The organism is Pseudomonas sp. A125, assembly GCF_055409485.1.
The window spans coordinates 608,557-634,098 of record NZ_JBUZVP010000001.1 but is presented as its reverse complement, the minus strand read 5'-3'; the positions used below and the strand labels follow the sequence as shown (position 1 = coordinate 634,098).

The window sequence follows — 25,542 nt, the reverse complement described above, 5'->3', positions numbered from 1 at the left end:
TGCGGTGTACCTGGCAGACCGCGTCGCCTGCATCGCGGGCAAGCCCGGCTCCCACAGGGAATGCATCCCGATTTGGGAGCGCCGCGGCTCTAATGTGGAAGCGGGGAGTGGTGCTCGAGAGATAGCCGTCTTTTCGGATGGTGAATTCAGTTCCTTGTGGGAGCTGTCGAGCATTAGCGAGGCTGCGATGGGATCGCTGCGGTGTACTTGGCAGACCGCGTCGCCTGCATCGCGGGCAAGCCCGGCTCCCACAGGGATTGCATCCCGATTTGGGGGCGCCGCGGCTCTAATGTGGGAGCGGGGGCAATGACCAATGAATTTGCCGATAATCTGCCAGACGAGCATCGCTGTCTGGCCTTGGCGATTCAGCAAATGATTGAGTTGGGGCTTTTTCTGGTAGAAGCCGTGCAGGACCGAGTGGATCGCATTTCTTAATTCAAACTGTTCGCCAGACTCGCCGCCTCATCCATCAGCGCGTTGCAGAAGGCATCGACGAAGATTGAGGACGGTCGATAGTCCGGCCTGATCAACATGACCCGATAGGGAATCGATACGTTGATCGGCCGAATGGCCAGCCCGTTACCGGCCTCCGCCACTGCAGTCAGCGGGTTGATAATCGCCACACCCAGTTGCTGCCTGACCATGGCACACACCGACGCAGCGTTGGTTGTTTCGACCACAATGTGCCTATCGACGCCGGCCCGGCGGAAGTGCTCATCAAGGGTTTGGCGATAGATGTCCATGCCCGACAGGTTGATGAAATTCACACCCTGAAAGTCTTCCAGTGTCAGCATCGGTTTAGCCAGCAAAGGATCACCCTCTGGTAGTACGCAAACCATGTCGGAACAAAAGAGCAGCTCCCCTTGGGTACCTTGAGGTGCATGTTCGCCTTCGGTTAACCCGAGGTCGTAACGCTGGGCGCTGAGTGACTCTTCCAGCAAGGGCGTTTCCTGCGCCGCAATGCTCAAGGCTATGCCGACATGCTGCTGCTGAAAGCGCTTGTAGACCTTGGGCAAAAGCGTCTGGGAAAACAGTGGGAGGCACGTAACGCTTAACTGGCCATGTTCAAAGCGACGAATTGACTGCGCAACGCTGTTGATTCGTTCCAGGCCGATGTAGGAGCGTTCAACCTCTTCGAACAGCATGATCGCCTGGGCTGTCGGCACCAGCCTTCCTCCCGCGCGATCAAAGAGTCGCAGGCCAGAAAGCGTTTCCAGTCGCGCCAGCTCCCGGCTGACCGTCGGTTGCGAGGTAAAAAGCAGCTGCGCCGCTCCCGTGACGCTGCCGGCCTGCATGATGGCCCGGAACACCTCGATATGCCGTATGGATATCTCCATCCTTGATCCCCGCTCGTTTAACGAAGCCCATATCAAAACTGAATCGAGCGGCAAAGAATAGGTATTTTATTGAATGAATAACGCTGGTCATGATGGTTGCTCTCCCAATTTCAGAAGAAATACCGTCATGCCCAACCATTCCGTGTTTCAGCCGTTGACCGAGTCTGCAAAACAGCACGGCACGCCGCTCTGGTGTTATGAGGCCGAGACCATCCGGGCCCGCATCAATCAACTGCAGGGTTTCGACGTTATTCGGTATGCGCAGAAGGCGTGCTCCAACCTGCATATTCTTCGGTTGATGCGCGAGCAAGGCGTGCGGATCGATGCGGTATCGCTGGGTGAAATCGAGCGGGCTCTGCTGGCTGGCTTTAGCCCTGCCGGTGACCCGGCCGGCATTGTTTTTACCTGTGACTTATTCGATGAGGCGACATTGCGCCGTGTCGTGGAACTGCAGTTGGAAGTGAACACCGGCTCAATTGATATGTTGCGCCAACTGGGCCAGTTGTCGCCCGGCCATCGCGTGTGGCTGCGGATCAATCCGGGGTTTGGTCATGGCCATAGCCGCAAGACCAATACCGGTGGCGAAAACAGCAAGCACGGAATTTGGCATGAGCAAGTGCAAGAAGCGCTCAAAGTGATTCATCAATTCGGGCTGAAGCTGGTGGGCGTGCATATGCATATCGGCTCCGGTGTGGATTACGCGCACCTTGAGCAAGTGGGCAGTGCGATGGTCTCGGTGGTGAAGGCGCTTGACCACGATATCGAAGCGTTTTCCATTGGCGGAGGGCTTGCCACGCCTTATCGTGGGGAAGATGAACCGGTGGATATCCAGAGTTATGCGAGCACCTGGCGCCAGGCCAAACAGGCGATTGAGGCCTGGCTCGGTCATCCGGTACGCATGGAAATCGAGCCGGGCCGCTTCCTGGTCGCGGAGTCTGGGTATCTGGTCACCGAAGTTCGCGCGGTTAAAAAAGTCGGCAGGAGGAATTTCATTCTGGTGGACGCCGGCTTCAATGACCTGATGCGGCCTGTCCTCTATGGCGCCTATCACCACATGACATTGCTGGATGCCCAAGGTATGCCGGTCAGCCGCCCCGGGCACCTGTGCGTAGTGGGCGGCCCGTTGTGCGAGGCCGGCGATATTTTCACGCAGGACGAACAGGGCGTCACACCCCGTATGTTGCCGGAAGCGCAAGTGGGTGATTTGTTGGTGATACACGATACCGGCGCGTATGGCGCCGCCATGTCATCCAACTACAACAGCCGCCCGCTGTTGCCGGAGGTACTGATCGAACAGGGGCGCGCCAAATTGATTCGACGCCGGCAACCGCTCTCGGACTTGCTGGCCCTGGAGTTGGAGCTTTAACGCTACCCATAAAAAAACCGGCCACCAAGGACCGGTTTTTTTAACATCCCCCGTCATAACCATCCTGACGTGAGACCAATATCTGAGTGGAGCGGGTAGAGGGAATCGAACCCTCATCTAAAGCTTGGGAAGCTTTCGTTCTACCACTAAACTATACCCGCTCAGAGCGGCTGACTTTGTACCAGATGTGCTCGCGGATTTGAAGTTTTTCTTCGAAAATTCTGTGTTTTACGTGCCAACGGTCGATCGTGGGCAGGCGGATCCCCTGGGAAATCCAGCCCACCCACAACCCCGTCGCTCATACGGCAAACGCATGCTGTGGCTGCGCCGCGTGGTACCGCAACCGACTTGGCTGCTGCTCCGGCCGCAAAAACCCCATTAACGCTTCCCGGCTATCCCGGCACGCGGCCTTGTGCTCCATGTCCAGAAAGTGCCCGGTCGCCTGGATCGTCCCGAAGCTGCTTTTCGCAATATGCTGCCCAAACAGCTTCGCATCCTGGGCGCTGGTGTACTCGTCCCATTCGCCGTTCAAAAACAGCACCGGTATATCAATCTGCTTCGCCGACTTGAGGTAGCACAGCCGGTCGCTGTTCAGCACGTGGCTGATGTGAAAGTGCATCTGCCCGTATTCATGCTCGGCCAGGCTGCTCACGTGCTTGTGGTTGAAGCGCTTGAACAGTGACGGCAAGTGTTTGCCGATGGTGCTGTTGACCAGGTGGCCCACGCGGTCGCGGTCGAGGCTGCCGAGGTAGTCGACGCCGCGCTCCAGGTAGTCACGCATGGGGGCGTTGATCACCGGGGAGAACGAGCTGATCACGGCCTTTTCCACCCGGCGCGGGCGGTGCGCGAGGGCGACGAGGGTCGCGGCGCCGCCCCACGAGAAGGACAGTACGTGTTCGGCGGCGAAGTGGTCGATGAGTTCCAGGAGGATCTGGCCTTCGACTTCTTTCGTCAGCATCTGCTCGTGGCGGTTGTGGGCTTTGGAGCGACCGGCGTAGGGCTGGTCGTACAACACCACGTTGAATTGCGGGTGCAGGCTTTTCACGGTCTGTGCGAAAGACGCGGTGGTGGCCATTGAGCCGTTGACCAGGATGATGGTCTTGGCCGCTGCGTCCGCGCGATAGAACTCCGTGTAAACCCGATACTGACCCTGTATATCCAGCACAGCGATTTCTGGCCTCATGTCGTAAGACTCCTGGCAAGCGGGTAATGCGCGCAGATCACTCTGCACGAGCTTTGTGACAGGTAGGCATACGCCTGGAAGTGAGGGCCCATGTCGATCCGATACTGGCTGGCCGACGGGTGTTGTTATGGCGGGCAATTTGCCGTGAGATGCCCGCAGGTCAAGCATGCGGACGGGCAAAGTGTTTCTTGTAGGTAGGGGTGACTCGCCAGTCAGAATGCGGCTGGCTCGTTTGATTCAAGCAGGATGGGGGCCAGTTCGCCAGTCGAGGGCGTGGGTTTTTGCCATCATCGGCTGAACGGTCATCAGACCTGCCGGATTTCAGCGTCCGTCAGCGCCCGGTATTGGCCTGGGGCAAGGGATGGGTCCAATTCCAGCGGCCCCATGCGCTCGCGGTGCAGGCGCATCACTTTGTTGTCGAAGTGCCCGAACATGCGCTTCACCTGGTGATAACGCCCTTCAATGATGCTCAGGCGCGCCGTTCTGGGGCCCAATAGTTCCAATTCGGCCGGCTGAGTGGTGAGGTCTTCAAACGCGAAGTACAGGCCGGCGGCGAAAGTGGCCGCGTATTGCGGGCCGATTTCCTGCTCGGTCTCGACGTAGTAGACCTTGGGTAATTTGGTTTGTGGCTGGGTCAGGCGGCGCGACCATTGGCCGTCGTTGGTGATCAGCAGCAGGCCGGTGGTGTTGAAATCCAGGCGGCCGGCGATGTGCAGCTCGTGCTTGTCCGGCTCACCCAGCAGATCGAGCACGGTGGGGTGTTGCGGGTCGGAGGTGGCGCTCACGCAGCCCTGGGGTTTGTGCAGCATGAAGTAACGCGCGGGTTTGCCGGTTTGCAGCACTTCGTCATCCAGCAACACACGGCTGAACTCGCTCACCGGGTGATGCGGGTCGCTCACAAATTGGCCATCGACGGTAATCCGCCGTTCCACCAGCAACAGGCGCACTTGCTGGCGGTTGAATCGGGGCAGGTTGCTGAGGAAGCGGTCTACGCGCATTACTCGGGCTCGGCGCCGCGCAGTTGCTCGTCCACCTGGGCACAGCGCGGGCACAGGCAGGCTTTGTTGCGCAGTTGCGGCGGCAAGGCTTCGAGCACCGCAGGGTCGATGCTGACGCTGTAGCACCAGCACGCCTGGTCGGCAGTACGCGGGTCGGCCAGGGCGCAGTCGTTGCGGGCGCCGCAGGCGGGGCAGAAAGTTGGCGTGGTCATCGGTCGGTTCAGGCTGTATCGGACAAAGTCCCGGTGAAACCCGGTGTGCCTTGCACGATACAGCCCCGCCGCGTTATTGCAAATCACGCTCCAGCACGACCACCCGTTGGCCTGCGCCAATGCCGCTGCCCGGCTGCACCGGGATTTCCCTTACGGTGCCGGCGAACGGTGCGAGTACCGGGATTTCCATCTTCATCGACTCCAGGATCACCAGCACATCACCCGCAGCAACGCGTTCGCCAGCGCGCACCTGCACTTGCCAGAGATTGCCGGCGATGTGGCTGTCGATGCTGTATTCATTGGCTTGCAAAGGCGTGTCTTCGCCCAAGGGCGCCGCAAGTTCCTCGCTGTCGAAATGCGCCTGGCCGCTGGCGATCCAGCGTTCGCGTTCGGCGTTGAATGCGCGTTGCTGTTGCCCGCGAAACGCGCCAATGCTCTCGGCTTCGCGGGTGAGAAAGGCCTGGTAATCCGTCAGGTTCAACTGGCTGTGTTCAATGTTCAGTTCAAACCGCCCAAGGGGGAAGTCCCGGCGAATCTGCACCAGCTCATCGGCGCTCACCGGGTAAAAGCGGATCTGGTCGAAGAAGCGCAGCAACCACGGTTTGCCGTCGAATGCCGCCACCTCTCGGTAGCGGTTCCACATCTGCAAGGTGCGCCCGACAAACTGATAACCACCGGGGCCTTCCATGCCGTAGACGCACAGGTAGGCGCCGCCGATGCCCACGGAGTTTTCCGCGGTCCAGGTGCGTGCCGGGTTGTACTTGGTGGTGACCAGGCGGTGGCGCGGGTCGAGTGGCGTGGCTACAGGCGCGCCGAGGTAGACGTCGCCCAGGCCCATCACCAGGTAGCCGGCATCGAACACGGTGTGGCGCACTTCGTCGAGGTTGGCCAGGTCGTTGATGCGGCGGATGAACTCCAGGTTGCTCGGGCACCAGGGTGCGTCCTTGCGCACGGTGGTCATGTATTTTTCGATGGCCAGTTGGCAGGCCGGGTCGTCCCAGGACAGTGGCAGGTGGACGATGCGCGAAGGCACTTGCAGGTTTTGGCTGGCGCAGACGGCGTGCCATTCGGTGGTGATCAACGCCAGGAGGTCGGCGAGGGGCAGTTGTTCGGGTTGGTAGTGGATTTGCAGGGAGCGGATGCCGGGTGTCAGGTCGATGACGCCGTGCAGGGCTCGGGCGTCGAAGGCTTGCATCAGGGCATGGGCGCGAAAACGCAGCACCAGGTCGAGTTGCGGGGCGCCGATTTCCAGGAGCAGGTGGGTGTCGCCGGCCAGGCGGGCGATGAGGCGGGTGTCCTGTGTGCCGATATCCAGGACCACAGGTGAACTGTAGGAGCCCGGCTTGCCGGCGATGGTATCAATGCGGTGTTCCGGATGTACCGAGGTGCCAGCATCGCGAGCAAGCTTGCTCCTACAGTGATCCCATTTCAGGGCGAGGTCACGGGCGGTGGGTAGATCGACGGGAGTGAACTGGATTTTGTCGCCCGCCTTGAGCTGGCCCAACTGCCACAAGTCCGCCTCGATCACCGTCACCGGGCACACAAACCCACCCAGGCTCGGGCCGTCGGGGCCGAGGATCACCGGCATGTCCCCGGTAAAATCCACCGCACCAATCGCATACGGATTGTCGTGGATGTTGGACGGATGCAACCCTGCCTCACCACCGTCCGTACGCGCCCACAATGGCTTCGGCCCGATCAGCCTCACACCGGTGCGGCTGGAATTGAAATGCACTTCCCACTGAGTGGCAAAGAACGTCTCGATGTACTCAGGCTTGAAGTATTGCGGCGCACCGTGGGGGCCATAGATCACCCGCAGTGTTCGCACCTCGGCAAGGGGCTCGGGTACCCGTTGTTGGCCCGCGCTAACGTCCGAAAGCGGCAGTAAATGCAACACATCCCCGGCCCGCAAAGCCCGCCCGCCATGCCCACCAAACTGTCCCAGGGTGAAGGTACTTTTGCTGCCCAGATAATCCGGAACCTGCAGCCCGCCACGCAGGCAAAGGTAGCTGCGGGCACCGGCCCCGGCGATGGTGCCAAGGTTCAAGGTAGCCCCCGCCGGAACCAGCAGCGCGGTGTTCATCGGCACCGCTTCATCATTCAACCGCAGCGCAATGTCTGCGCCGGTCACCGCCACTACCGCCGCACAGTTGAAGCGCAACAGCGGCCCGCTCATGGTGATTTCCAGCCCGGCAGTGCCTTCGGCATTCCCCAGCAGGCGATTGCCCAGGCGCAACGCGCGGCTGTCCATCGGCCCCGACGGCGGCACGCCCACGGCCCAGTAACCCAGGCGCCCGGGATAATCCTGAACACTGGTTTGCGTGCCGGCGCTCAGTACTTCAAATGTATCTGCGCGATACACCAGATCTTCAAGGCAGCGCGTCCACGGCCTGCCACTGGCGAACGGTGCGGCGAGCAGAATCTGCCGCAGGTAATCGCGATTGGTTTCGACGCCATACAGCTGGCTGTCGGTCAACGCCTGATGCAGATCCAGCCGCGCCTGTTCGCGGGTCGGCGCCCAGGTGATGAGCTTGGCGATCATCGGGTCGAAGTAGGGCGCAATCTCGCAACCGGCCTCCACCCAGGTGTCGACGCGCAGGCCTTCGGCGGCCGGGAAATCCACACAGGTCAAAAGCCCCGGGCTCGGCTGGAAATCCCGGCCCGGATCTTCGGCATACAAGCGCGCCTGAATCGCGTGGCCGCGAGGCTTCAGTTGCAGCGCGCTCAATGGCGGCAGCTCCCCGGCGGCCAGTTGCACCATCCAGCGCACCAGGTCCACGCCCCACACTTGCTCAGTGACACCGTGCTCCACCTGCAACCGGGTGTTCACTTCCAGAAAATAGAAGCGGCCATCGGCGCTATCAAAGATAAATTCCACAGTGCCGGCACTGCGGTAATTCACCGCCTTGGCCAGGGTGATTGCCGCGCTGCAAAGCTCATCAGCCATGCCGTCGGGCAGGTTCGGTGCCGGGGTTTCCTCAAGCACTTTCTGGTTGCGACGCTGCACCGAACAGTCGCGCACACCGAGGGCGATCACTTCACCATGCCCATCACCAAACACCTGCACTTCCAGATGCCGGGCGTGCTGGATGTACTTCTCGATAAACACACCGGCATCGCTGAAATTGTTCTGACCCAGGCGTTTGACTGTCTCGAAACAGTCGCGCAACTCATCGGCACTGTTGCACACGCGCATGCCGATGCCGCCACCGCCGGCGGTGCTTTTGAGCATGATCGGATAGCCCACGCTTTTGCCGGCCAGCAGTGCGGCGTCGAGGCTGTCGAGCAGTTCGGTGCCTTCCAGCAACGGGATGTTGTGCTGCTTGGCCAACGCTCGGGCGGTGTGCTTGAGGCCGAACACGCGCAGCTGTTCCGGCGTTGGGCCGACGAAGGCGATGCCGGCGGTTTCGCAGGCTTCGGCGAAGGCGGCGTTTTCCGAAAGGAAACCGTAGCCGGGGTGAATCGCCGTGGCGCCACTGGCCTTGGCGGCGGCGAGGATTTTCTCTACCGACAAATAGGTACCGGCCGCCGCACCTTCGCCCAGGGTATAAGCCTCGTCGGCTTGCTGGATATGCAGGCTGGCGGCATCGGCTTCGGAATACACCGCCACGCCCTTGACCGAAAGCTCACGCAAGGTGCGCAGGATGCGGCAGGCGATGGCGCCACGGTTGGCGATCAACAGTTTTTCGAACATGACAAAACCCCGCAGGCCGATGATTGCTCGGCCTTGTCCTGGGATGCGGGCCGTCCCGCAAATGTGGGTGGCGCTGCGGTCGTCCGGAGCGCAAATGTCAACACCAATGGAGATCAACTGTGGGAGCCGGGCTTGCCCGCGATGGCGGTGGGTCAGTCCCCCCATATGTTGGCTGACCCACCGCTATCGCAGGCAAGCCAGCTCCCACAGGTCATCTTCCACAGTTGATCTTCAGCGTTTTTGGAGGCACTGCCCCGCCCGGGCCTGGCACAGGGTGAACAACCACTGACGCAACCGCTTGATTTTCAGTTCCATACCAGTAACTCCGCAGGGGTGGGGTTGTAGCCGTTGCACGGGTTGTTCAACTGCGGGCAGTTGGAGATCAGCACGATCACGTCCATCTCGGCCCGCAGGTCGACGTATTTGCCGGGGGCGGAAATACCGTCTTCAAACGTCAGCCCGCCCTCGGCCGTCACCGGCACATTCATGAAAAAATTGATGTTCGGCCCGATGTCGCTTTTGCCCAGCCGGCCATCGTGGGCACAGGCCCGCAGGTAGTTGTCTCGGCAGCTGTGCATGTAGCGTTTTTCCAGGGCATAGCGCACGGTGTTGCTCTCTTGGGCGCAGGCGCCGCCGAGGGTGTCGTGACGCCCGCAGGTGTCGTCGACGATGGTCAGCATCGGCTGGCCGAGGTTGGAATACAGCACGCTGCCGGTGCTCAGGTACACGCTGTTTTGCCGGCGCAAGGTGCGCTGTACGTCATAGCGTTCCTTGGGGTTTTTCAGGCTGTAGAACAGCGTGTCGACCGCCTGGTTGCCCTCAAGGTCGAGGATGCGCAGGGTCTGGCCGGCCTTGACTTCCATCAGCCAGGGTTCGCCGGCGGGGATGGTCGCGCGGTACACGGCCGCGTCGGGTTGTTTGGCGAGTGCGATAGACATGGCAGGTCCTCAGGCGAACAGACGGTCGGTGTTGATAAAGCCGCGCTCGTTCTCCGGGCGCGAGGTGCGGCAGTGTTCGGCGACGCTTTTGTCGGCGTTCATCCAACTGAGTTTCAGCGGCTGCGGCGCGTATTCGGGGTTCGGGTCCATGGGGTGTTGCAGTGCGGTGAGCACCACCAATGTGTCCATCGGTGCGTAGAGTTCGATGTAGTCGCCGGCCTTCGAATTGCCCTTGGCGAAGTGCAGCGTGCCCGCGTCATCCACGGTAATTTTGCTGAACAGGTTGAGGGTCATCAGCAGGTCGCAAAGCCCCAGGCCCCACTTGCCCAATTCCACCAGCAGGTTGTCGGTGCCGTTGCGATAGAAGCCGTTGCGCAGTTCTTGATAGCGGCCCTTGCCGTATTTTTCGGCGACCTCGGAGGCACATAACACGCCGCCGATGCTGTCGCTCCAGCCGCAGGTATCAGCGGTGATTGCGGCCAGCACACGCCCCATGTCCGAGTACAGGCAATGGCCCGTGGTGAGCTTGGCGGTGTGTTGGCATTTGAGGCTGTCGGGCAGGTTCAGGCGCTCGGTTTTTTCATTGGCGTTGAGCAGGGTCAGGCTGACGTTGGCGCCGCCGCGAATGTCGGTCAGGCGCAGCAGTTGGCCGCGCTTGAGCACGAAGGAGCGGTGGCCGCCGCCGGGGAGCATTTCTTCGGCGAAGGGTGGGAACAATTGGGTTGAGTCGGTCATTTGGAAGTGGCTCCAAGTTCGGCGGCGAGCGCCTTGCGGCGCTCGCTGTTCAAAGGGATGTCGTAGGTGATGCGGGCGCCATACGCGCCGGGGGCGTGCGGGTCGAGGCGCACCTTGTCGAACACCAGCAGGCGGGTGCCGAGGCTGAAGCCTTCGCTCAGGTCGTGGGTGACCATGAACACCGTCAGTTTTGTTTCGCGCCACAGCTCCAGCAACAGCAGGTGCATGTCTTTGCGAATGCCCGGGTCGAGGGCGCCGAAGGGTTCGTCCAGCAGCAACACGCGCGGCTTCATGATCAGCGCCTGGGCGATCGCCAGCCGCTGCTGCATGCCGCCCGAGAGCTGTGCCGGGTACTTGTCCAGGGCGTGCCCCAAACCGACTTTATGCAGCAGGGCTGCGGCCTGTTCCCGCGCCTGTTTTTTCGCGCTGCCAAACAGCCGGCCGAGCAGCGGTGAGCGCGGCAGTTCAAGGCCCAGCGCAACGTTGTTCAGCACCGTCAGGTGCGGGAACACCGAGTAGCGCTGGAACACCACGCCACGGCTGGCGTCGGGTTCGGCGGCCAGCGGTTTACCGTCCAGCAGGATCTGGCCCTGGCTGGCGGTTTCCTGGCCCAGCAGCAGGCGCAGGAAGGTCGATTTGCCGCAACCGGAAGTGCCGACCAAGGTACAGAACTCGCCTTCGGCCACCTGCAGGTTAAGGCGCTCCAACACCACCTGGTCGCCATAGCGCTGCCACACATTGTTGACGCTGATAAAGCTCATGCCCGCGCTCCTTCATACCAGGGGAACGCACGCCGGGTCAGGGCCTTGAGGCCCCAGTCCATCAGCCAGGCCAGCAGGGTGATCCACACCACGTAGGGCAGGATCACGTCCATCGCGAGGTAGCGGCGCACCAGGAAAATCCGGTAACCCAAACCGTCGGTGGAGGCGATGGCCTCGGCGGCAATCAGGAACAGCCACGCCGAGCCCAGCATCAGGCGCAGGGAGATCAGCAAGCGCGGCAGCAATTGCGGCAACACCACCCGCAGCATCAGGGGCCAGGTGGAGGCGCCAAGGGTCTGCGCTTTCACCAGCAGCTCGACGGGAATTTCCCGTGCGCGCTGTTCCAGGTCGCGGGCCAGGCACGGGGTGATGCCGATCACGATCAACATCACTTTCGACAACTCCCCCAGCCCGAACACGATGAACAGGATCGGCAGGATAGCCAGCGGTGGCACCATCGACAGCACCGTCAGCAACGGTGACAGCGGCGCGCCGAACAGCGGCAAGGTGCCCGCCGCGATGCCCAGGCACAGGCCGGCGAGGGCGCTGATGCCCAAGCCAATCGCCAGGCGACGCAGGCTCGACGCGCTGTCTTGCCACAGTACATATTCACCGGTGCGGCTGTCGGCGCTGAAGGCCAGGCGCTTCACCGCGTCGCCCATTTGTGCGGCGCTGGGCAGCAGCTTGTCGTTGGGGTTGTCTGCCAGGCGCTCGGCCGAGCCCACAAAGTAGGCGAACAGCAGCAGCGCGAAAGGCAGCAGCACCAACAGCAAGCGGCTGGAGCGTTCCGGGTGACGGTTGATCAGGCGCATGGCCGGGTCCTCTTACAACGTGCCGTCGGCGGCCATCTGTACGTAGCTGGGGTCGAAATGCAGCTTGAGGTTGGCGGTGTCGCCGTGGGTCACGCCGTTGGCGAAGCTCATGCCCACGGCGTTGGTGTCTTTTGCACCCTCACCCAGCAGGCCGTGCTGGAAGGAGAACTCGGCGACCTTGCCCATGGTGGCCGGCAACTGTGCGCTGGTGGCGAAGGCCAGGGCCTCCTTGGGCGTGGCGAACAGCTTGGTGGTGTCCAGTTGCGACTGGAAGCCCTTGAGGTCGGTGCCGGAGGCCTTGGCCATGTGTTCCAGCGCTTCGGTGCTGGCGGCGGTTTTTGCGTTCATCAGCGCGACCACTTCAAACCAGGCACCGGTCAACGCTTTGCCCAGCTTGGGGTTGTCCTTGAGGGTCTGGGTGTTGACCACCATCATGTCCATGATTTCGCCGGGCACTTTGCTGGAGTCGAACACTTCGGTGACGCCGGGCTTGGCCAAGACCTGCGAGAGCATCGGGTTCCAGGTGGTGACGGCCTTGACCTGGTCGGTGTTGAAGGCGGCGGCGATGTCGGCGTCGGAGGTGTTGACCACTTTCAGGTCTTTTTCGGTGAGGCCGGCCGACTCCAGGGCGCGGGCCAGCAGGTAGTGGGACACGGAGAGTTCCACCAGGTTGACGTTCATGCCCTTGAGGTCGGCGACGGTCTTGCCTTCGCCCTTGATGACCACGCCATCGTTGCCGTTGGAGAAGTCGCTGACCACCAGTGCGGTGCTGTCCACGCCACCGGCGGCGGGGATGGTCAGGGCGTCCATGTTGGTCATGGTGCAGCCGTCGAACTGGCCGGCGGTGTACTGGTTGATGGATTCGACGTAGTCGTTGAGCTGCACCATGTCGATCTTGATGCCGTACTTCTTGGCCCACTTGTCGAGGATGCCTTGGCTGCCGGCGTACTCCCAGGGCATCCAGCCGGCATAAATCGTCCAGCACACGCTGAAATGGTCTTTGGGGGCGGCTTGGGCGGAAAAGCTCACCACGGCGGCGAAGGCGGCGGCGAGCAGGGCGGGTAAACGTATCGAGGGCATGGGTGCTTCTCCAGTTGATCATAGGGCGAGCAGGAGCAACGCGGCACCGTAAACGGTGGCTTGTCTCCCGGGCTTTTATCCCGCCGTGTAACCTCAACTGGAGGTCGCCAACTCTCGGACCAGCCACTCGCCTTAGCGAGCCGGAACCCTAGTCAGCCATTGCAAATTGTGGTGCCGCGAACCTGTGATGACTCCTGCACGGAGGAGGTAAAGCGAGAGTCGTGCCAAGTGGCATGGGCGCAGTAACGGCGCGGGTTGGCGAGATAGGAACAGCGCAGCGCGCGCAGAACGTGCGTTGTGCTGGTGCGAGGTTGCACTGCAATGAGGCGACCGGTAGATGTATCAATATATGTCCGAATCGCACCAGATTCCGATTTTGATGTCAGATATTTCGTCAGGCAGTGAAAGCTGTTTGCCGCCCCCCAGCGTCGCTGGGTGTGCTCTTCCGCGGTCCAGGAGGCCGCCATGTATCGTCGACTGCTTCTCATCGCTTTGCTCGGCTTGACCCTTTCTGCGTGCGCGCCTTATTACGGTGGCGGCCAGGCCTACTACGGTTCCGAGGTCTACACGGCGCCTGCGCCGGCGTATTACTACGGCGGTGGCCCGTACTATCACTACCGTCAGGGATACTACCCGCCGCCGCAACGCTATTACCCGTCGCCGCGGTATTACCAGCCGGCGCCGCGGTATTATCCTGCGGGACCGCGAGCCGGTTACCGGCCTTACTCCAACCAGGGTTGGGGCAGCCACTGGGGTAATGGCGGTGGCCGTGGCCAGGGGGGCGGCAATCAGGGTGGAGGCCATGGCGGCGGGCACCGCTGAGGGCTTTCAGTAGTCGGACAAATCTGCCAGCGGATGGCGCCCTTCCCAGACCTTGTGGAAGTGCGCCTGCACCACCGCCTCAGGGATCAGGTTGATGTCCGGCCAATGCCAGTGGGGCTGTTGGTCCTTGTCGATCAACCGCGCCCGCACCCCTTCGCTGAATTCCGGGTGGCGGCAGCAGTTCAGGCTCAGGGTGTACTCCATCTGGAACACCTGGGCCAGGGACAGGTGACGCGCCCGCTGGATCTGCTCCCACACCAGGTGTGCGGTCAGCGGGCAGCCTTCGCTCAGGGTCTTGCCGGCGCGGCTGAACAGCGGGTCGGTGTGGTCGCGCAACTGGCTCAAGGCTCTCCACGCGCAGCGCACCTCGCCCACATCCAGCCACTCGTCGATCTGCGCCCGGCGCGGTAGCCATTGGGCTTCGGGCATTTGGCCGGTGGCCTCCTGGGCCAGGGCCTTGAGCAGGCTGTTGAGCTGCATGTCGGTCTGTTCCTGCCAGTTCAGTTGCAGCAGGCCTTCCAGCAGTTCGTCTTGTTGTTCATCCAGCAGGAAACGGTCGGCCAGGCCCAGGTCCAGGGCATCGCGGCCATTCATGTGGGCGCCAGTCAGGCCGAGGAACACACCCAACTTGCCGGGCAGGCGCGACAGGAACCAGCTCGCACCCACATCCGGGTACAGGCCGATGCTGATTTCCGGCATGGCCAGGCGACTGCTCGGGGTGACGATGCGCACGGCGGCGCTTTGCAGCAAGCCCATGCCGCCGCCCAGCACATAGCCGTGGCCCCAGCAGATCAACGGTTTGGGGTAGGTGTGCAGGCGGTAGTCGAGGCGGTACTCCGCGGCGAAAAATTGCGCGGCCAGCGCCGGAACCTCGCCGGGATGTGCACGGCAGGCCTGGGCCAGGCTGCGCACTTCGCCACCGGCGCAAAACGCCTTGGGGCCATTGCCGCGCAGCAGCACACAAACGATTTGCGGGTCTTTGGCCCAGGCATCCAGGCGTTCGCCCAAGGCCAGGATCATTGGCAACGACAGGGCGTTAAGGGATTTTTCCGCGTCCAGGCTGGCGACGCCGATGCGGGCGCCGTCGGTGCCAATCAGTTCTTCGAAGTGCAGGTTCATCATGACCTCAATCGAGAAAGTGAAGGTTGAGTATGATCGCTTCGCGGGAAAGTGCCGGTTCTGCGTCAGATCAATTGACAAGCAGGGTGGGCTTTCCTAGGGTTCGCACCATTGTTTTTTCTGGATGCAACCATGACCACCGACGACCGTATCAAACTCGAACCCAGCTGGAAACACGCCCTGCGTGACGAGTTCGACCAGCCGTACATGGCCCAGCTCCGTGAATTCCTGCGTCAGGAACACGCGGCCGGCAAGGAGATCTACCCGCCGGGACCGATGATCTTCAACGCGCTCAACTCAACACCGCTGGACAAGGTCAAGGTGGTAATCCTCGGCCAGGACCCGTACCACGGCCCCGGCCAGGCCCATGGCTTGTGCTTCTCGGTGCAACCGGGCGTGCCGGCGCCGCCGTCGCTGGTCAATATCTATAAAGAACTCAAGCGCGACCTGAACATCGACATCCCCAACCACGGCCACCTGCAAAGCTGGGCCGACCAGGGTGTGCTGATGATCAACACCACCATGACGGTAGAGCGCGCGAATGCCAACGCCCATGCAGGCAAGGGCTGGCAGTTCTTTACCGACCGGGTGATCGAGATTGTCAGCGCGCACCAGCCACACCTGGTGTTCCTGCTGTGGGGCGCCCATGCGCAGGGCAAGCAGAAGCTGATCGACGCCACCAAGCACTTGGTGCTGACGTCGGTGCATCCGTCGCCGCTGTCGGCGTATAGAGGGTTTATTGGCTGCGGGCATTTCAGCCGCACCAACAAGTTTCTGGAGCAGAATGGCGAGACGCCGATCGAGTGGCGATTGCCGCCGGTTTGACATAGATCCAGTGTAGGAGCTGTCGAGCTTTAGCGAGGCTGCGAAGACGGCGGCACAGTCAGCATAATGCTGCCTGACCCACCACTATCGCAGCCTCGCTTGGGCTCGACAGCTCCCACTATTGAACGTCTCTCAGGCTTTAGATTTTGTCTGGTTGCCGGTTCCAGTGCCGAAACAACGGCTCCGCCAGAAACAACACAAACAACAAACGCATCACCTGCATCGCCGTCACCAACGGCACCGACAGTTGCAGGGTTTCCGCCGTCAGGCTCATTTCCGCAATTCCGCCTGGCATCATGCCCAGTGTCAGCGAACGCAGATCCAGTTGTGTGAGCGCACTCAAGCCCACAGCCGCCAGCGTGGCGATCAACATGGTCAACGCCGTACCGATCAACGTACGCCCCATGAACAACGGTGCACGCCGGAAGAACTGCCGGTTGAAGTGGCAACCCAGGCCGCTGCCGATCAGCCACTGGCCGATCTGGCTGCCGCCGTCGGGCAGGCCGATGTGCAAGTCCCAGGTAATGCTGACGGCGGCGCTCACCAGCAACGGCCCGAACAGCCATGGGTTTGGCTGGCGCAAGCGCTGCCAACCCCAGGCCACCAAGCCGCCGACAGGGAACAGCACCGCCAGCCAGGTCCAATCGACGTTGGCTGGATGAAACTGCGGAGCACCTTCACCCAGCACGTATTTGAACGCCGCCGGTACACACAGCACCACCACCAACACCCGCAGACTCTGGCCCGCCGCGACGCGGCTGAGCACCGCGCCATTGCGTGCGCCGAGGTTGACCATCTCGCCGGAACCACCCGGCATGCTGGAGAAAAATGCGGTGGCGCGGTCTTCACCGCTGCGGCGCATCAACCACACCCCCACAATGCTGGAGAGGCTGGTGACCAGCGCGCCGAAGAAGATCAGGCCGAAGTGGCTCATCACCTGCTCCATCACCACTGGGGTGAAGTGCAGGCCGATGCCGATGCCGACCACCCACTGGCCGCATTTGCGGCCGCCGGGGATTTCTGCGAGCTGCCAGGGTGTAAGGCAGCGAACAAGGATGATCGCCAGCAACGAGCCGACCATGTACGGCAGTGGCCAGCCGATCTGGCTGGCGAGGTACCCGCCCAGCAGACCGACCAGCGGTGTTGCCCACCAGCTTCTGAACGTGACCTCAGACATCGGCCACGGCACGACGCTGCAGGGAACGCTTGCGCCAGATACGCACCAGCGGGAACAGCAGCATCAACGCAGTCAGCACCCATACACCGAAGGTGATCGGGCTCGACCAGAGGATTTGCAGTTCGCCGTTGGAAATCGACAGCGCACGGCGCAGGTTCTGCTCCATCAAGCCGCCGAGGATAAAGCCCAGCAGGACCGGCGACAGCGGGAAGTCCAGCTTGCGCAGGATGTAGCCGAAGATACCGATGCCGACCATCAGGAACAGGTCGAAGGTGGTGGCGTGAACCGCGTACACACCGATCGCGGTGATGATCGCGATCACCGGTACCAGCGCCCAGTTCGGCACGGCAAGGATGCGCGTGAAGATGCGGATCATCGGGATGTTGAGGATCACCAGCATGATGTTGGCGATAAACAACGAGGCGATCAGGCCCCAGACGATGTCCGGTTGCTGTTGGAACAGCAGCGGGCCGGGGGTGATGTTGTACAGCGACAGGGCACCGATCATTACCGCTGTGGTGCCCGAACCGGGTACACCGAGGGTCAGCATTGGCACCAGGGCGCCGCAGGCAGAAGCGCCGATCGCGGTTTCCGGAGCGGCCAGGCCACGCATGTCGCCCTGGCCGAATTTACCGGTGGCGCCGGCCAGGCGTTTCTCGGTCATGTAGGCCACGGCAGAGGCCAGTGTGGCGCCAGCGCCCGGCAATACGCCCATGATGAAACCCAACAGGCCGCAGCGAATATTCACTACGAATACCGAGGAAGCTTCCTTCAGGTTGAACATCATCCGTCCGGTGGCTTTTACCGCTTCCTGGCCACGGTGGGTTTTTTCCAGCAGCAACAGGATCTCGCTGATGGAGAACAGGCCCAGCACCAGCACCACGAATTGGATGCCGTCGGTCAGGTGGATGTTATCGCCTGTGAAACGGTACACACCGCTGTTGGCATCAATACCCACTGCCGACAGAAACAGGCCGATCAAGGCTGCCACGAAGGTCTTCAGCGGTTTGTCACCGGCCATGCCGCCCAGGCACACGATGGCAAACACCATCAGTACGAAATATTCCGCCGGGCCGAAGGCAATCGCCCATTTGGCCAGCAGCGGGGCGAACAGCACCATGCCGCAGGTGGCGATAAACGCGCCGATGAACGAGCTCCATGCCGACAGCGACAAGGCCACGCCCGCCAGGCCTTTGCGGGCCATCGGGTAGCCGTCGAGGGTGGTCATCACGGTGGAGGCTTCACCCGGGATGTTCAGCAGGATCGAGCTGATGCGCCCGCCGTACTCGCAGCCCAGGTACACGGCGGCCAACAGGATCAACGCCGACTCGGGCGGCAGCCCGAGGGCGAATGCGATGGGGATCAACAGCGCCACGCCGTTGATCGGGCCCAGGCCCGGCAGCAGGCCGACCACGGTGCCGATCAAGGTGCCGCACAGCGCGGTGATCAGGTTGTAAGGGGTCAGTGCAACGCCGAAGCCCTGGCCCAAATAGCTGAACGTATCCATATCAGTTCTCCAGAACTTCAAGCAGGCCGAGCGGCAGCGGTACATCCATGGCTTTGTCGAACAACAGATAAAGGCCGATGCTCATCAAGGTCACGATCACCACGCTGGGTAGCCAGCGGCCGCCATACAGGCGGGCCATCGGAATGCCGATCAGCATGCTGCTGAGGATAAAACCCAGGGGTTCGAAGGTGCCGGCAAACACCAGCAACAGCGCAACGCAGATGCCGATCTTGACCAGGGTGTGGCGGTCCAGCGCTGGTTCTTCTTCCGTGTGCTTGGTGGGCTGTGGGCGAAACAGCATGTAGATCAAACCCAGGCCCATCAGCCCGAGCATCAGCAGCGGGTAGGCCCGGGGCCCTACCGGCTCGTAGGAAAACGAGGCCTGATACGGCCAGGCCATCAGGGCAAGGCCGGCGCAGGCCAGCAACATCACTGAGGCGAAAATGCGTTGTAAGAGCATGTGAAACTCCTGGGCCACGCCCCGATGCGCAAGGGCGTGGCCGCGCGAACAAGGGGCGATTACTGGATCAGGCCGAACTCTTTGGCCAGCACTTTGTAGTCAGCCACCTGTTTCTTCACGTAGGTGTCCAGTTCCGGGCCGGTCATGGCGAACGGGAACAGTTCGCGCTGGTCACGCAGCTTGGCGAACTCGTCGGAGGCCAGCAGTTTGTCGAAGGCGTCTTTCCACCAGGCGTAGTCTTCGTCGCTGACTTTTGGCCCGAGGTAGAAACCCCGCACCACGGGCCAGACGATGTCGTAGCCTTGTTCCTTGGCGGTCGGGATGTTCTTCATTTCCGGCTCGTCCAGGCGCTCGTCGGCGAACACCGCCAGCAGGCGCATGTCACCGCTGAGGATGTGTGGCATGGAGTCGGAGATGTCGGTACTGCCCACCTGGATATGGCCGCCCAGCAGGGCAGTGGCGATTTCACCGCCGCCTTCCAGTGCCACGTAACGCAGGTCGCGCGGGTTGATCCCGGCAGCCTTGGCGATCAATGCGGTTTGCATCCAGTCCTGGCTGCCGACGGTGCCGCCGGAACCGATGACCACGCTGCCTGGATCTTTCTTCAGGGCCTTGACCAGATCGTCGAGGTTTTTATAGGGCGAATCGCTTTTGACCGCGATGGCACCGTAGCTGGTGCCGACGGCGGCGAGCCAGCGCACGGCGCTTTCATCGAAGCGGCCGAACTTGCCCTGGGCCAGGTTCAACAGCGAACCGCTGGACCAGGCCACCAATGTGCCGGCGTCTGCCGGGCGCTGGGCCACGACTGCGTTGTAGGCCACCGCGCCCACGCCGCCGGGCATGTAGGTCACGCGCATCGGCTTGCTGAGTAGTTTCTGGTTGACCAGCGCGCTCTGCGCCAGTTTGCAGGTCAGGTCAAACCCGCCGCCCGGGGATGCCGGGGCAATGCATTCCGGGCGCTTGGGCTCGGCGGCCAACAGTTGGCTGGCGAACAGCATGCAGCTGGCCGTCAGGGCAAATTTACGCAGTGAAAGGGTCATGTTCATCTCCATCATTGTTGTTATGAGGTTGCTGTTACCAAAGCGCGACGCTGTAGCTCACCAGCAAGCGCACTTCATCCGCATCACGGGCCGAATAGTTGGAACGGTAGGTGGCATTGCGCAGCCGCACGGCCACATCCTTGAAGGTGCCGTTCTGTACTACGTAACGGATCTCGCTGTTGCGTTCCCACTCCTTGCCGGTCTCGCCGTTCTTGAGCTTGATGTTGTCACCCGACAGGTAACGGCTCATGAAGCTCAGGCCAGGAATCCCAAGCTTGGCGAAGTCGTAGTCGTAGCGTGCCTGCCAGGAGCGTTCTTCGGCGCCGGCAAAGTCGTTGATCTGCACGAAGTTGACAAGGTAAGGATCGCTGCCATCCACGTAGGGAAAGGCGCTGTCACCGGACATGTGCTGGTAGCCGGCACTGAGCTTATGGCCATTGAGGGCATAGCTGAAGAGGCCGTTGAGGGAGGTGTTGTCGATCTTGCCACCGCGCGCTGCACCGGTGTCATCGCTGACGGCCAGGCGCAGGTCGGCGCCGAAGGTGCCGGGGCCCATCGGGCGCGAGGCCACCAGGCCGAGGAAGTGCTGGCGGTACACGTCGTCGAGTTGGGCGAAGTGGTAGCTGCCGGTGATCTTGTCGGCGAACTTGTAGTCCACACCGCCGAAGTCGAAATGCTTGCCGGTGGCGCCGCTGAGAAAGCGGCTGTTCTTGTTGTTGAGGCCAATGTCCTCGTAGTTGGTGTCGTCGCGGTCCTTGGCCTTGTTCAGGCGGCCGCCGGTGAACACCAGGTTCTTGAACTCCTTGGAACTCAACAGGCCACCCTCAAACGTCTGCGGCAGGATGCGCCCGTCGTTGGGTTTGAGGATCGGCAGCTCGGGGATCAGCGCGCCGATTTTCAGCTCGGTGGCGGAGATCTTCACTTTGCCGGTCAGGCCGAGTTTGGAGTATTCGTTGGCAGCGCGTCCGTCATCGTGAGTCGGCAGCAAGCCCGTGCCGGTGCGGTCGGGGCTGGAGTCGAGCTTGACCCCAAGCATGCCCAGCGCATCCACGCCAAAGCCGACGGTGCCGTCGGTGTAGCCCGACTGCAGGTTGAGCATGAAGCCCTGGGCCCATTCGTCGCGCTTGGATTGTTGCGCGCTGGTGCCGTCGCGAAAGTCGCGGTTGAAGTACATGTTGCGGGTTTCGAGGGTGGCGGTGCTGTCCTCGAAAAAGGCAGCTTGGCCTGCAGGCGAGAAGCCGGCAAGGGCGGCGGCACTGGCAAGGGCGGTCTGGATGAGACGAGAAGAACGAGCAGGCGGCTGTGTGCGCAGCATCGTGGGTGTACTCCGTTATTGTTCTTATTTTGGCGAAAACGCTTCGAGGCGTTTTTCGGGCGCTATGGGTGAAATAGCTCGGCAGGCGAAACCCACCGTGGCTGGATGCTAAAGGGCGAAGCTTTCACTAACCTTTCAGTGGCCTTTCAATGTTTTCGGGCTTCACAGCACAGGCGGCGCCTGTAAACTCCCCGGCAAAGCGTGGCGCCGACCACCCCCGAACGAGGTAAAAACCCATGCGTGTCCTTCTGGTCGAAGACCATTTGCAGCTAGCCGAAAGTGTTGCCCAGGCGCTCAAGAGCACGGGTTTGACCGTCGACGTGCTGCACGATGGTGTGGCGGCGGACCTGGCCCTGAGCAGCGAGGAATACGCAGTGGCGATCCTTGATGTGGGCCTGCCGCGCATGGACGGTTTTGAGGTGCTGGCACGGTTGCGGGCGCGTGGGAAAAATCTGCCTGTGTTGATGCTGACGGCCCGCAGCGACGTAAAAGACCGGGTGCATGGCCTCAACCTCGGCGCAGATGACTACCTGGCCAAGCCGTTCGAACTGACTGAGCTGGAAGCGCGGGTGAAAGCGCTGCTGCGCCGTAGCGTGCTCGGCGGTGAGCGGCAGCAGGCCTGTGGCGTGCTGATCTACGACCTGGACACCCGGCGCTTCACCCTGGGCGGTGAACTGCTGACCCTGACCTCCCGCGAGCAGGCGGTGCTTGAGGCGCTGATCGCACGTCCCGGCCGGGTGATGAGCAAGGAGCAACTGGCATCCCAGGTGTTCGGCCTGGATGAAGAGGCCAGCCCCGATGCCATCGAAATCTACGTGCACCGCCTGCGCAAGAAACTCGACGGCCAGCCAGTGGCCATTGTCACGTTCCGTGGCCTGGGGTACCTGCTGGAAGCCCGCGATGCATAAGCCCAGCAGCCTGCGCTGGCGCCTGCTGTGGAACCTGGCGTTGCTGTTGGTGGTGTTGATGATTGCCAGCGGCTTGAGCGCTTACTGGAATGGTCGAGAGGCAGCGGACACGGCATATGACCGCACGCTGCTGGCCTCGGCACGGACCATTGCTGCCGGCTTGTCTCATCGCGACGGCACCTTGAGTGCCGATGTGCCCTACGTGGCACTGGACACATTCGCCTATGACAGCGCCGGGCGGATTTACTACCAGGTCAATGATATTCACCAGAAGCTTATTTCTGGCTACGAAAACCTGCCGGGCCCGCCGCCGGGTACGCCACGTACCGATGACTACCCGGCGCTGGCGCGTTTCTATAACGCCAGGTATCAGGGCCAGAACGTGCGGGTGGTGAGCCTGCTCAAGCCGGTGTCCGAACCGAACATGAACGGCATGGCGGAAATCCGCGTGGCCGAAACCGATGAGGCGCGAGTCGCCATGGCGCGCAGCCTGATGGCTGATACGTTGCTGCGCTTGGGCATGCTGGCCGTCGGCGCGTTGCTGTTGGTGTGGTTTGCCGTGAGTGCGGCCCTGCGCCCGCTGGAGCGTTTGCGCACGGCGGTGGAGGAGCGTCAGCCGGATGACCTGCGGCCGTTGCCGCTGGTGGAAGTGCAACATGAGTTGGGCCCGCTGGTGCGGGCGCTCAACCATTTCACCGAACGCCTGCGCGGGCAGTTCGAGCGCCAGGCGCAGTTCATTGCCGATGCCGCGCATGAGCTGCGTACGCCGCTGGCGGCGCTCAAGGCGCGCCTGGAACTCGGCCTGCGCGCCGACAACCCGGCCACCTGGCGCACCACCCTGGAAACCGCCGCCCAAGGCACCGATCGCCTGACTCACCTGGCCAATCAATTGCTCTCGCTGGCGCGCATCGAAAACGGCGCCCGGGCAATTGCCGAAGGCGGAGCGCAGTTGCTGGACTTGAGCCAGTTGGCCCGTGAGCTGGGCATGGCCATGGCGCCGCTGGCCCATGCCCGCGGTGTGGCGTTGGCACTGGAGGCGGACGAACCGGTGTGGCTGCGGGGCGAGCCGACGTTGTTGAACGAATTACTGAGCAACCTGGTGGACAACGCTCTGGCCCACACACCGCCGGGTGGCAACGTGATCCTGCGGGTCACGGCGCCAGCGGTACTTGAGGTGGAAGATGACGGCCCGGGTATCCCGCTGGATGAGCGGGACCGGGTGTTCGAGCGCTTTTATCGGCGCAGCCAGCAGGGCCTGGGTTCGGGCTTGGGGCTGGCAATTGTCGGCGAGATCTGCCGGGCACACCTGGCGCAGATCAGCTTGCATGATGGTGAGCTGGCGGGGTTGAAGGTGCGGGTCAGTTTTATCGCCGGGTAATCAGTAAAACATCGACCGCGCTTCATCCAGCTCGGCGCGCAAGGCGTCGTTGTAGGGGTCGATCCGCAGTTTGCTGATCGCAGGCAGCGTCGATACCGGCACGCTGGCCAGAGGGTGATCGGTGTTGCGATGGCAGTACAGCACGGCGACTTGGACCAGGTCGATATAGTCCAGGCGCTCGGAGTCGCGCTCCAGGTCCATGTATTGCGCTGGCAGGTTGACCAGCATTTCCGGGAAGTCCCAGCGGCGCAGCAGCTTGGCGCCCAGCAATGGGTGGATGCTTTCAATCACGTGATTCAGGCTGACCGGGTCAGCCAGCAGCTCATAGTGGTCTTCGGCGTAGGTCAGGATCGGCAGCACGCCAATCTGGTGCACCAGGCCGCCGAGGGCTGCCTGGTCCGGCTTCAATTGGCTGTGGTTGCGGCACAGCGCATAGCTCACGCCGGCTACTTCCAGGCTGCGCCGCCACACATCACGCATCTTTTGTTCGACCACTTCGGAACGGGCGTGGAAGATTTGTTCCATCACCAGGCCAATCGCCAGGTTGCTGCTGTAGTTGGTGCCCAGCCGAGTGATGGCGGTGTGCAAGTCGGTGACTTCCTGGGTCGCACGCAACAGCGGGCTGTTGACCACTTTGATCAGCCGTGCCGACAGGGCAGTGTCTCGGCCGATCACTTTGCTCAGGTGGCTGATGCTGATGTCCGGGTCTTCGGCGGCCTGACGAATCTTCAGGGCCACCTCCGGTAGCGTTGGCAGAACCAGGTCATCGTTATCGATGGCCACAACCAAAGCCTGTTGGACTTTTTCCGCCAGCTTGTTCATTCAAGATCTCTAGGGTGTTGCAAAAAGGTACGACGATCAGCGCTGGATCTCGCGATCACGGTCCAGCTGGTAAGGCAGGTCGAGCAGTTGAAGGCCCGGGCCTTCCAGCGTGCCTACATGCACATCGCCACTCTCTGCTGCTTCGGCTTGCAGCACCGCTAGAAGTTCAATCGCCTGGTCGGCACGGGCGGCAATCACCACCTCGCCAATGGCGCTGTTGTGAGTCGGGGAAAACAGTGGCGTACCGGGCTCTGGCAATTCGCTGGCATTCAGGCTCAGGCGGTACAAACGACGCTTGAGTTTGCCCAGGTACTGCATGCGCGCGACGATTTCCTGGCCGGTGTAGCAGCCTTTCTTGAAGCTGACACCACCCACGGCTTGCAGGTTGAGCATTTGCGGGATGAACAGTTCGCGGGTCTGGGGCATGACCTGGCCGATGCCGGCACGAATCTGGCCCAGCAGCCATTGGTTCAGTTCAACTTCGTTCAATTGCGAGCCGAGTTGGCTGCGCAGGGTTTCGGCTTGGGCGGCAGGGGCCCAGAGTTCGGCGCGGCCTGGGGATACGCGGATGGCGATCAAGTCGTCGCTGCGCACCACGCTGTCGGTCTCGGCGGGTAGCTCAAGGCCGAGGCTGGCCAGTACCGGGTCAGCTTGCGACACCCCGAAACGCACCCAGGCGGCGCTTTCGTCGGTGAGTTTGGACTTGGAGAATACGGCGTACTTCTTAAGGTCTGCCAGTTGCGGCTCCAGCAGTTCGGTGGCCATGGCCATCAGCACGCCATCACCTTGCAGCAGGATACGGAAGCTCGACTGCATGCGCCCTTTTTGGGTGCAGCGCGCGCCCAGGCTGGCCTGGGTGTCACTCAGGTAGTTGAGGTTGCAGGTCAGTTGTCCCTGGAGGAACTTGGCAGCGTCGGAACCGCGGACGGCGAGAACGCCTTCGTGTGGCAGGGAGCAGAAGAAAGCAGAGTCAGCCATGGGTCATCGCAGGTTAAAAAGTCATGGGTGCATCATAGAGGGGCGCCCGGCAAATGGATAGTTTCGGTATGGCCG

Annotated in this window: 24 protein-coding genes, 1 tRNA gene and 1 riboswitch; of the genes, 6 read left to right on the top strand and 19 right to left on the bottom strand. The window is 62.0% G+C overall.

Going from position 1 to position 25,542, the window contains the following annotated elements; all coding sequences use genetic code 11:
* Positions 1-306: 306 nt before the first annotated feature.
* Positions 307-435 (top strand): DUF6124 family protein, encoded by a 129-nt coding sequence (locus tag ACZRN6_RS02910; protein WP_464007157.1) that lies wholly within the window; start codon positions 307-309, stop codon positions 433-435.
* Here ACZRN6_RS02910 and ACZRN6_RS02905 read toward each other — a convergent pair.
* Complete coding sequence (locus ACZRN6_RS02905) at positions 432-1,337, bottom strand: LysR family transcriptional regulator (RefSeq protein WP_464007169.1); 906 nt, start codon at positions 1,335-1,337, stop codon at positions 432-434. The two genes, ACZRN6_RS02910 and ACZRN6_RS02905, sit on opposite strands and share 4 nt — an antisense overlap.
* A 127-nt stretch (positions 1,338-1,464) precedes the next feature.
* On the opposite strand from ACZRN6_RS02905, the gene lysA reads away from it, so the two are divergent.
* The gene (gene lysA / locus ACZRN6_RS02900; RefSeq protein ID WP_464007156.1) at positions 1,465-2,703 is read left to right on the top strand and encodes a diaminopimelate decarboxylase; all 1,239 of its coding nucleotides are present in this window, start codon (positions 1,465-1,467) and stop codon (positions 2,701-2,703) included.
* Between the two features lie 87 nt (positions 2,704-2,790).
* Here lysA and ACZRN6_RS02895 read toward each other — a convergent pair.
* The 10 genes from ACZRN6_RS02895 to ACZRN6_RS02850 form a co-directional block, all read right to left on the bottom strand.
* Positions 2,791-2,864: transfer RNA gene (locus ACZRN6_RS02895), tRNA-Gly, on the bottom strand.
* A 137-nt stretch (positions 2,865-3,001) separates the two neighbouring features.
* A complete protein-coding gene (locus ACZRN6_RS02890; RefSeq protein WP_322143714.1) occupies positions 3,002-3,886 on the bottom strand; it encodes an alpha/beta fold hydrolase in 885 nt (294 codons plus the stop codon).
* A 305-nt stretch (positions 3,887-4,191) separates the two neighbouring features.
* On the bottom strand, positions 4,192-4,884 hold the full coding sequence (locus tag ACZRN6_RS02885) for a 16S rRNA pseudouridine(516) synthase (RefSeq protein ID WP_464007155.1): 693 nt from the start codon (positions 4,882-4,884) through the stop codon (positions 4,192-4,194).
* Positions 4,884-5,096, bottom strand: a complete 213-nt coding sequence (locus tag ACZRN6_RS02880) for a cysteine-rich CWC family protein (protein ID WP_464007154.1) — start codon at positions 5,094-5,096, stop codon at positions 4,884-4,886. The genes ACZRN6_RS02885 and ACZRN6_RS02880 overlap by 1 nt, the downstream gene beginning before the upstream one ends.
* Positions 5,097-5,169: 73 nt before the next feature.
* A complete protein-coding gene (uca, locus tag ACZRN6_RS02875; RefSeq protein WP_464007153.1) occupies positions 5,170-8,790 on the bottom strand; it encodes an urea carboxylase in 3,621 nt (1,206 codons plus the stop codon).
* A gap of 305 nt (positions 8,791-9,095) precedes the next feature.
* Complete coding sequence (locus ACZRN6_RS02870; protein ID WP_464007152.1) at positions 9,096-9,728, bottom strand: urea amidolyase associated protein UAAP2; 633 nt, start codon at positions 9,726-9,728, stop codon at positions 9,096-9,098.
* A gap of 9 nt (positions 9,729-9,737) precedes the next feature.
* The gene (locus ACZRN6_RS02865) at positions 9,738-10,463 is read right to left on the bottom strand and encodes an urea amidolyase associated protein UAAP1 (protein WP_322143719.1); all 726 of its coding nucleotides are present in this window, start codon (positions 10,461-10,463) and stop codon (positions 9,738-9,740) included.
* Positions 10,460-11,224, bottom strand: coding sequence for an ABC transporter ATP-binding protein (locus ACZRN6_RS02860; RefSeq protein WP_322143720.1), 765 nt, complete (start codon positions 11,222-11,224; stop codon positions 10,460-10,462). The genes ACZRN6_RS02865 and ACZRN6_RS02860 overlap by 4 nt, the downstream gene beginning before the upstream one ends.
* Positions 11,221-12,036 carry an ABC transporter permease gene (locus ACZRN6_RS02855; RefSeq protein WP_464007151.1) on the bottom strand — a complete coding sequence of 272 codons (816 nt, stop codon included), beginning with the start codon at positions 12,034-12,036 and terminating at the stop codon, positions 11,221-11,223. Before ACZRN6_RS02855 ends, ACZRN6_RS02860 begins: the two co-directional genes overlap by 4 nt.
* 12 nt (positions 12,037-12,048) lie before the next feature.
* Positions 12,049-13,116 carry a putative urea ABC transporter substrate-binding protein gene (locus ACZRN6_RS02850; protein WP_464007150.1) on the bottom strand — a complete coding sequence of 356 codons (1,068 nt, stop codon included), beginning with the start codon at positions 13,114-13,116 and terminating at the stop codon, positions 12,049-12,051.
* Positions 13,117-13,178: 62 nt separating this feature from the next.
* Positions 13,179-13,279, bottom strand: a riboswitch (guanidine-I (ykkC/yxkD leader).
* A gap of 302 nt (positions 13,280-13,581) precedes the next feature.
* Between ACZRN6_RS02850 and ACZRN6_RS02845 the strand changes: the two genes are divergently transcribed.
* A complete protein-coding gene (locus tag ACZRN6_RS02845; protein ID WP_322143723.1) occupies positions 13,582-13,938 on the top strand; it encodes a hypothetical protein in 357 nt (118 codons plus the stop codon).
* A gap of 6 nt (positions 13,939-13,944) precedes the next feature.
* Here the strand turns inward: ACZRN6_RS02845 and ACZRN6_RS02840 are convergent, their stop codons facing one another.
* Positions 13,945-15,057 (bottom strand): enoyl-CoA hydratase/isomerase family protein, encoded by a 1,113-nt coding sequence (locus ACZRN6_RS02840; protein ID WP_464007168.1) that lies wholly within the window; start codon positions 15,055-15,057, stop codon positions 13,945-13,947.
* 132 nt (positions 15,058-15,189) lie between these two features.
* Between ACZRN6_RS02840 and ung the strand changes: the two genes are divergently transcribed.
* Positions 15,190-15,882: a uracil-DNA glycosylase gene (gene ung / locus ACZRN6_RS02835; RefSeq protein WP_322143725.1), complete on the top strand. Its 693-nt coding sequence runs from the start codon at positions 15,190-15,192 to the stop codon at positions 15,880-15,882.
* A gap of 139 nt (positions 15,883-16,021) precedes the next feature.
* Here ung and ACZRN6_RS02830 read toward each other — a convergent pair whose 3' ends face one another.
* From ACZRN6_RS02830 to ACZRN6_RS02810, 5 genes are read right to left on the bottom strand one after another with little or no spacing between them, the layout of a single operon-like run.
* The gene (locus ACZRN6_RS02830; protein ID WP_322143726.1) at positions 16,022-17,059 is read right to left on the bottom strand and encodes an AbrB family transcriptional regulator; all 1,038 of its coding nucleotides are present in this window, start codon (positions 17,057-17,059) and stop codon (positions 16,022-16,024) included.
* Positions 17,052-18,566 carry a tripartite tricarboxylate transporter permease gene (locus tag ACZRN6_RS02825; RefSeq protein ID WP_464007149.1) on the bottom strand — a complete coding sequence of 505 codons (1,515 nt, stop codon included), beginning with the start codon at positions 18,564-18,566 and terminating at the stop codon, positions 17,052-17,054. Before ACZRN6_RS02825 ends, ACZRN6_RS02830 begins: the two co-directional genes overlap by 8 nt.
* 1 nt (position 18,567) lies before the next feature.
* A complete protein-coding gene (locus tag ACZRN6_RS02820; protein WP_322143728.1) occupies positions 18,568-19,026 on the bottom strand; it encodes a tripartite tricarboxylate transporter TctB family protein in 459 nt (152 codons plus the stop codon).
* A 59-nt stretch (positions 19,027-19,085) separates the two neighbouring features.
* A complete protein-coding gene (locus ACZRN6_RS02815) occupies positions 19,086-20,072 on the bottom strand; it encodes a Bug family tripartite tricarboxylate transporter substrate binding protein (protein ID WP_322143729.1) in 987 nt (328 codons plus the stop codon).
* A 28-nt stretch (positions 20,073-20,100) separates the two neighbouring features.
* On the bottom strand, positions 20,101-21,381 hold the full coding sequence (locus tag ACZRN6_RS02810; protein ID WP_322143730.1) for an OprD family porin: 1,281 nt from the start codon (positions 21,379-21,381) through the stop codon (positions 20,101-20,103).
* Positions 21,382-21,617: 236 nt separating this feature from the next.
* On the opposite strand from ACZRN6_RS02810, the gene ACZRN6_RS02805 reads away from it, so the two are divergent.
* Positions 21,618-22,289, top strand: coding sequence for a response regulator (locus ACZRN6_RS02805; protein ID WP_003212008.1), 672 nt, complete (start codon positions 21,618-21,620; stop codon positions 22,287-22,289).
* The gene (locus tag ACZRN6_RS02800) at positions 22,282-23,667 is read left to right on the top strand and encodes a sensor histidine kinase (protein WP_322143731.1); all 1,386 of its coding nucleotides are present in this window, start codon (positions 22,282-22,284) and stop codon (positions 23,665-23,667) included. Before ACZRN6_RS02805 ends, ACZRN6_RS02800 begins: the two co-directional genes overlap by 8 nt.
* Here the strand turns inward: ACZRN6_RS02800 and ACZRN6_RS02795 are convergent, their stop codons facing one another.
* Both ACZRN6_RS02795 and ygfZ read right to left on the bottom strand, forming a co-directional pair.
* The gene (locus ACZRN6_RS02795; protein WP_322143732.1) at positions 23,668-24,489 is read right to left on the bottom strand and encodes an HDOD domain-containing protein; all 822 of its coding nucleotides are present in this window, start codon (positions 24,487-24,489) and stop codon (positions 23,668-23,670) included.
* A 36-nt stretch (positions 24,490-24,525) separates the two neighbouring features.
* Positions 24,526-25,467 (bottom strand): CAF17-like 4Fe-4S cluster assembly/insertion protein YgfZ, encoded by a 942-nt coding sequence (gene ygfZ / locus ACZRN6_RS02790; protein WP_464007148.1) that lies wholly within the window; start codon positions 25,465-25,467, stop codon positions 24,526-24,528.
* Positions 25,468-25,542 lie beyond the last annotated feature (75 nt).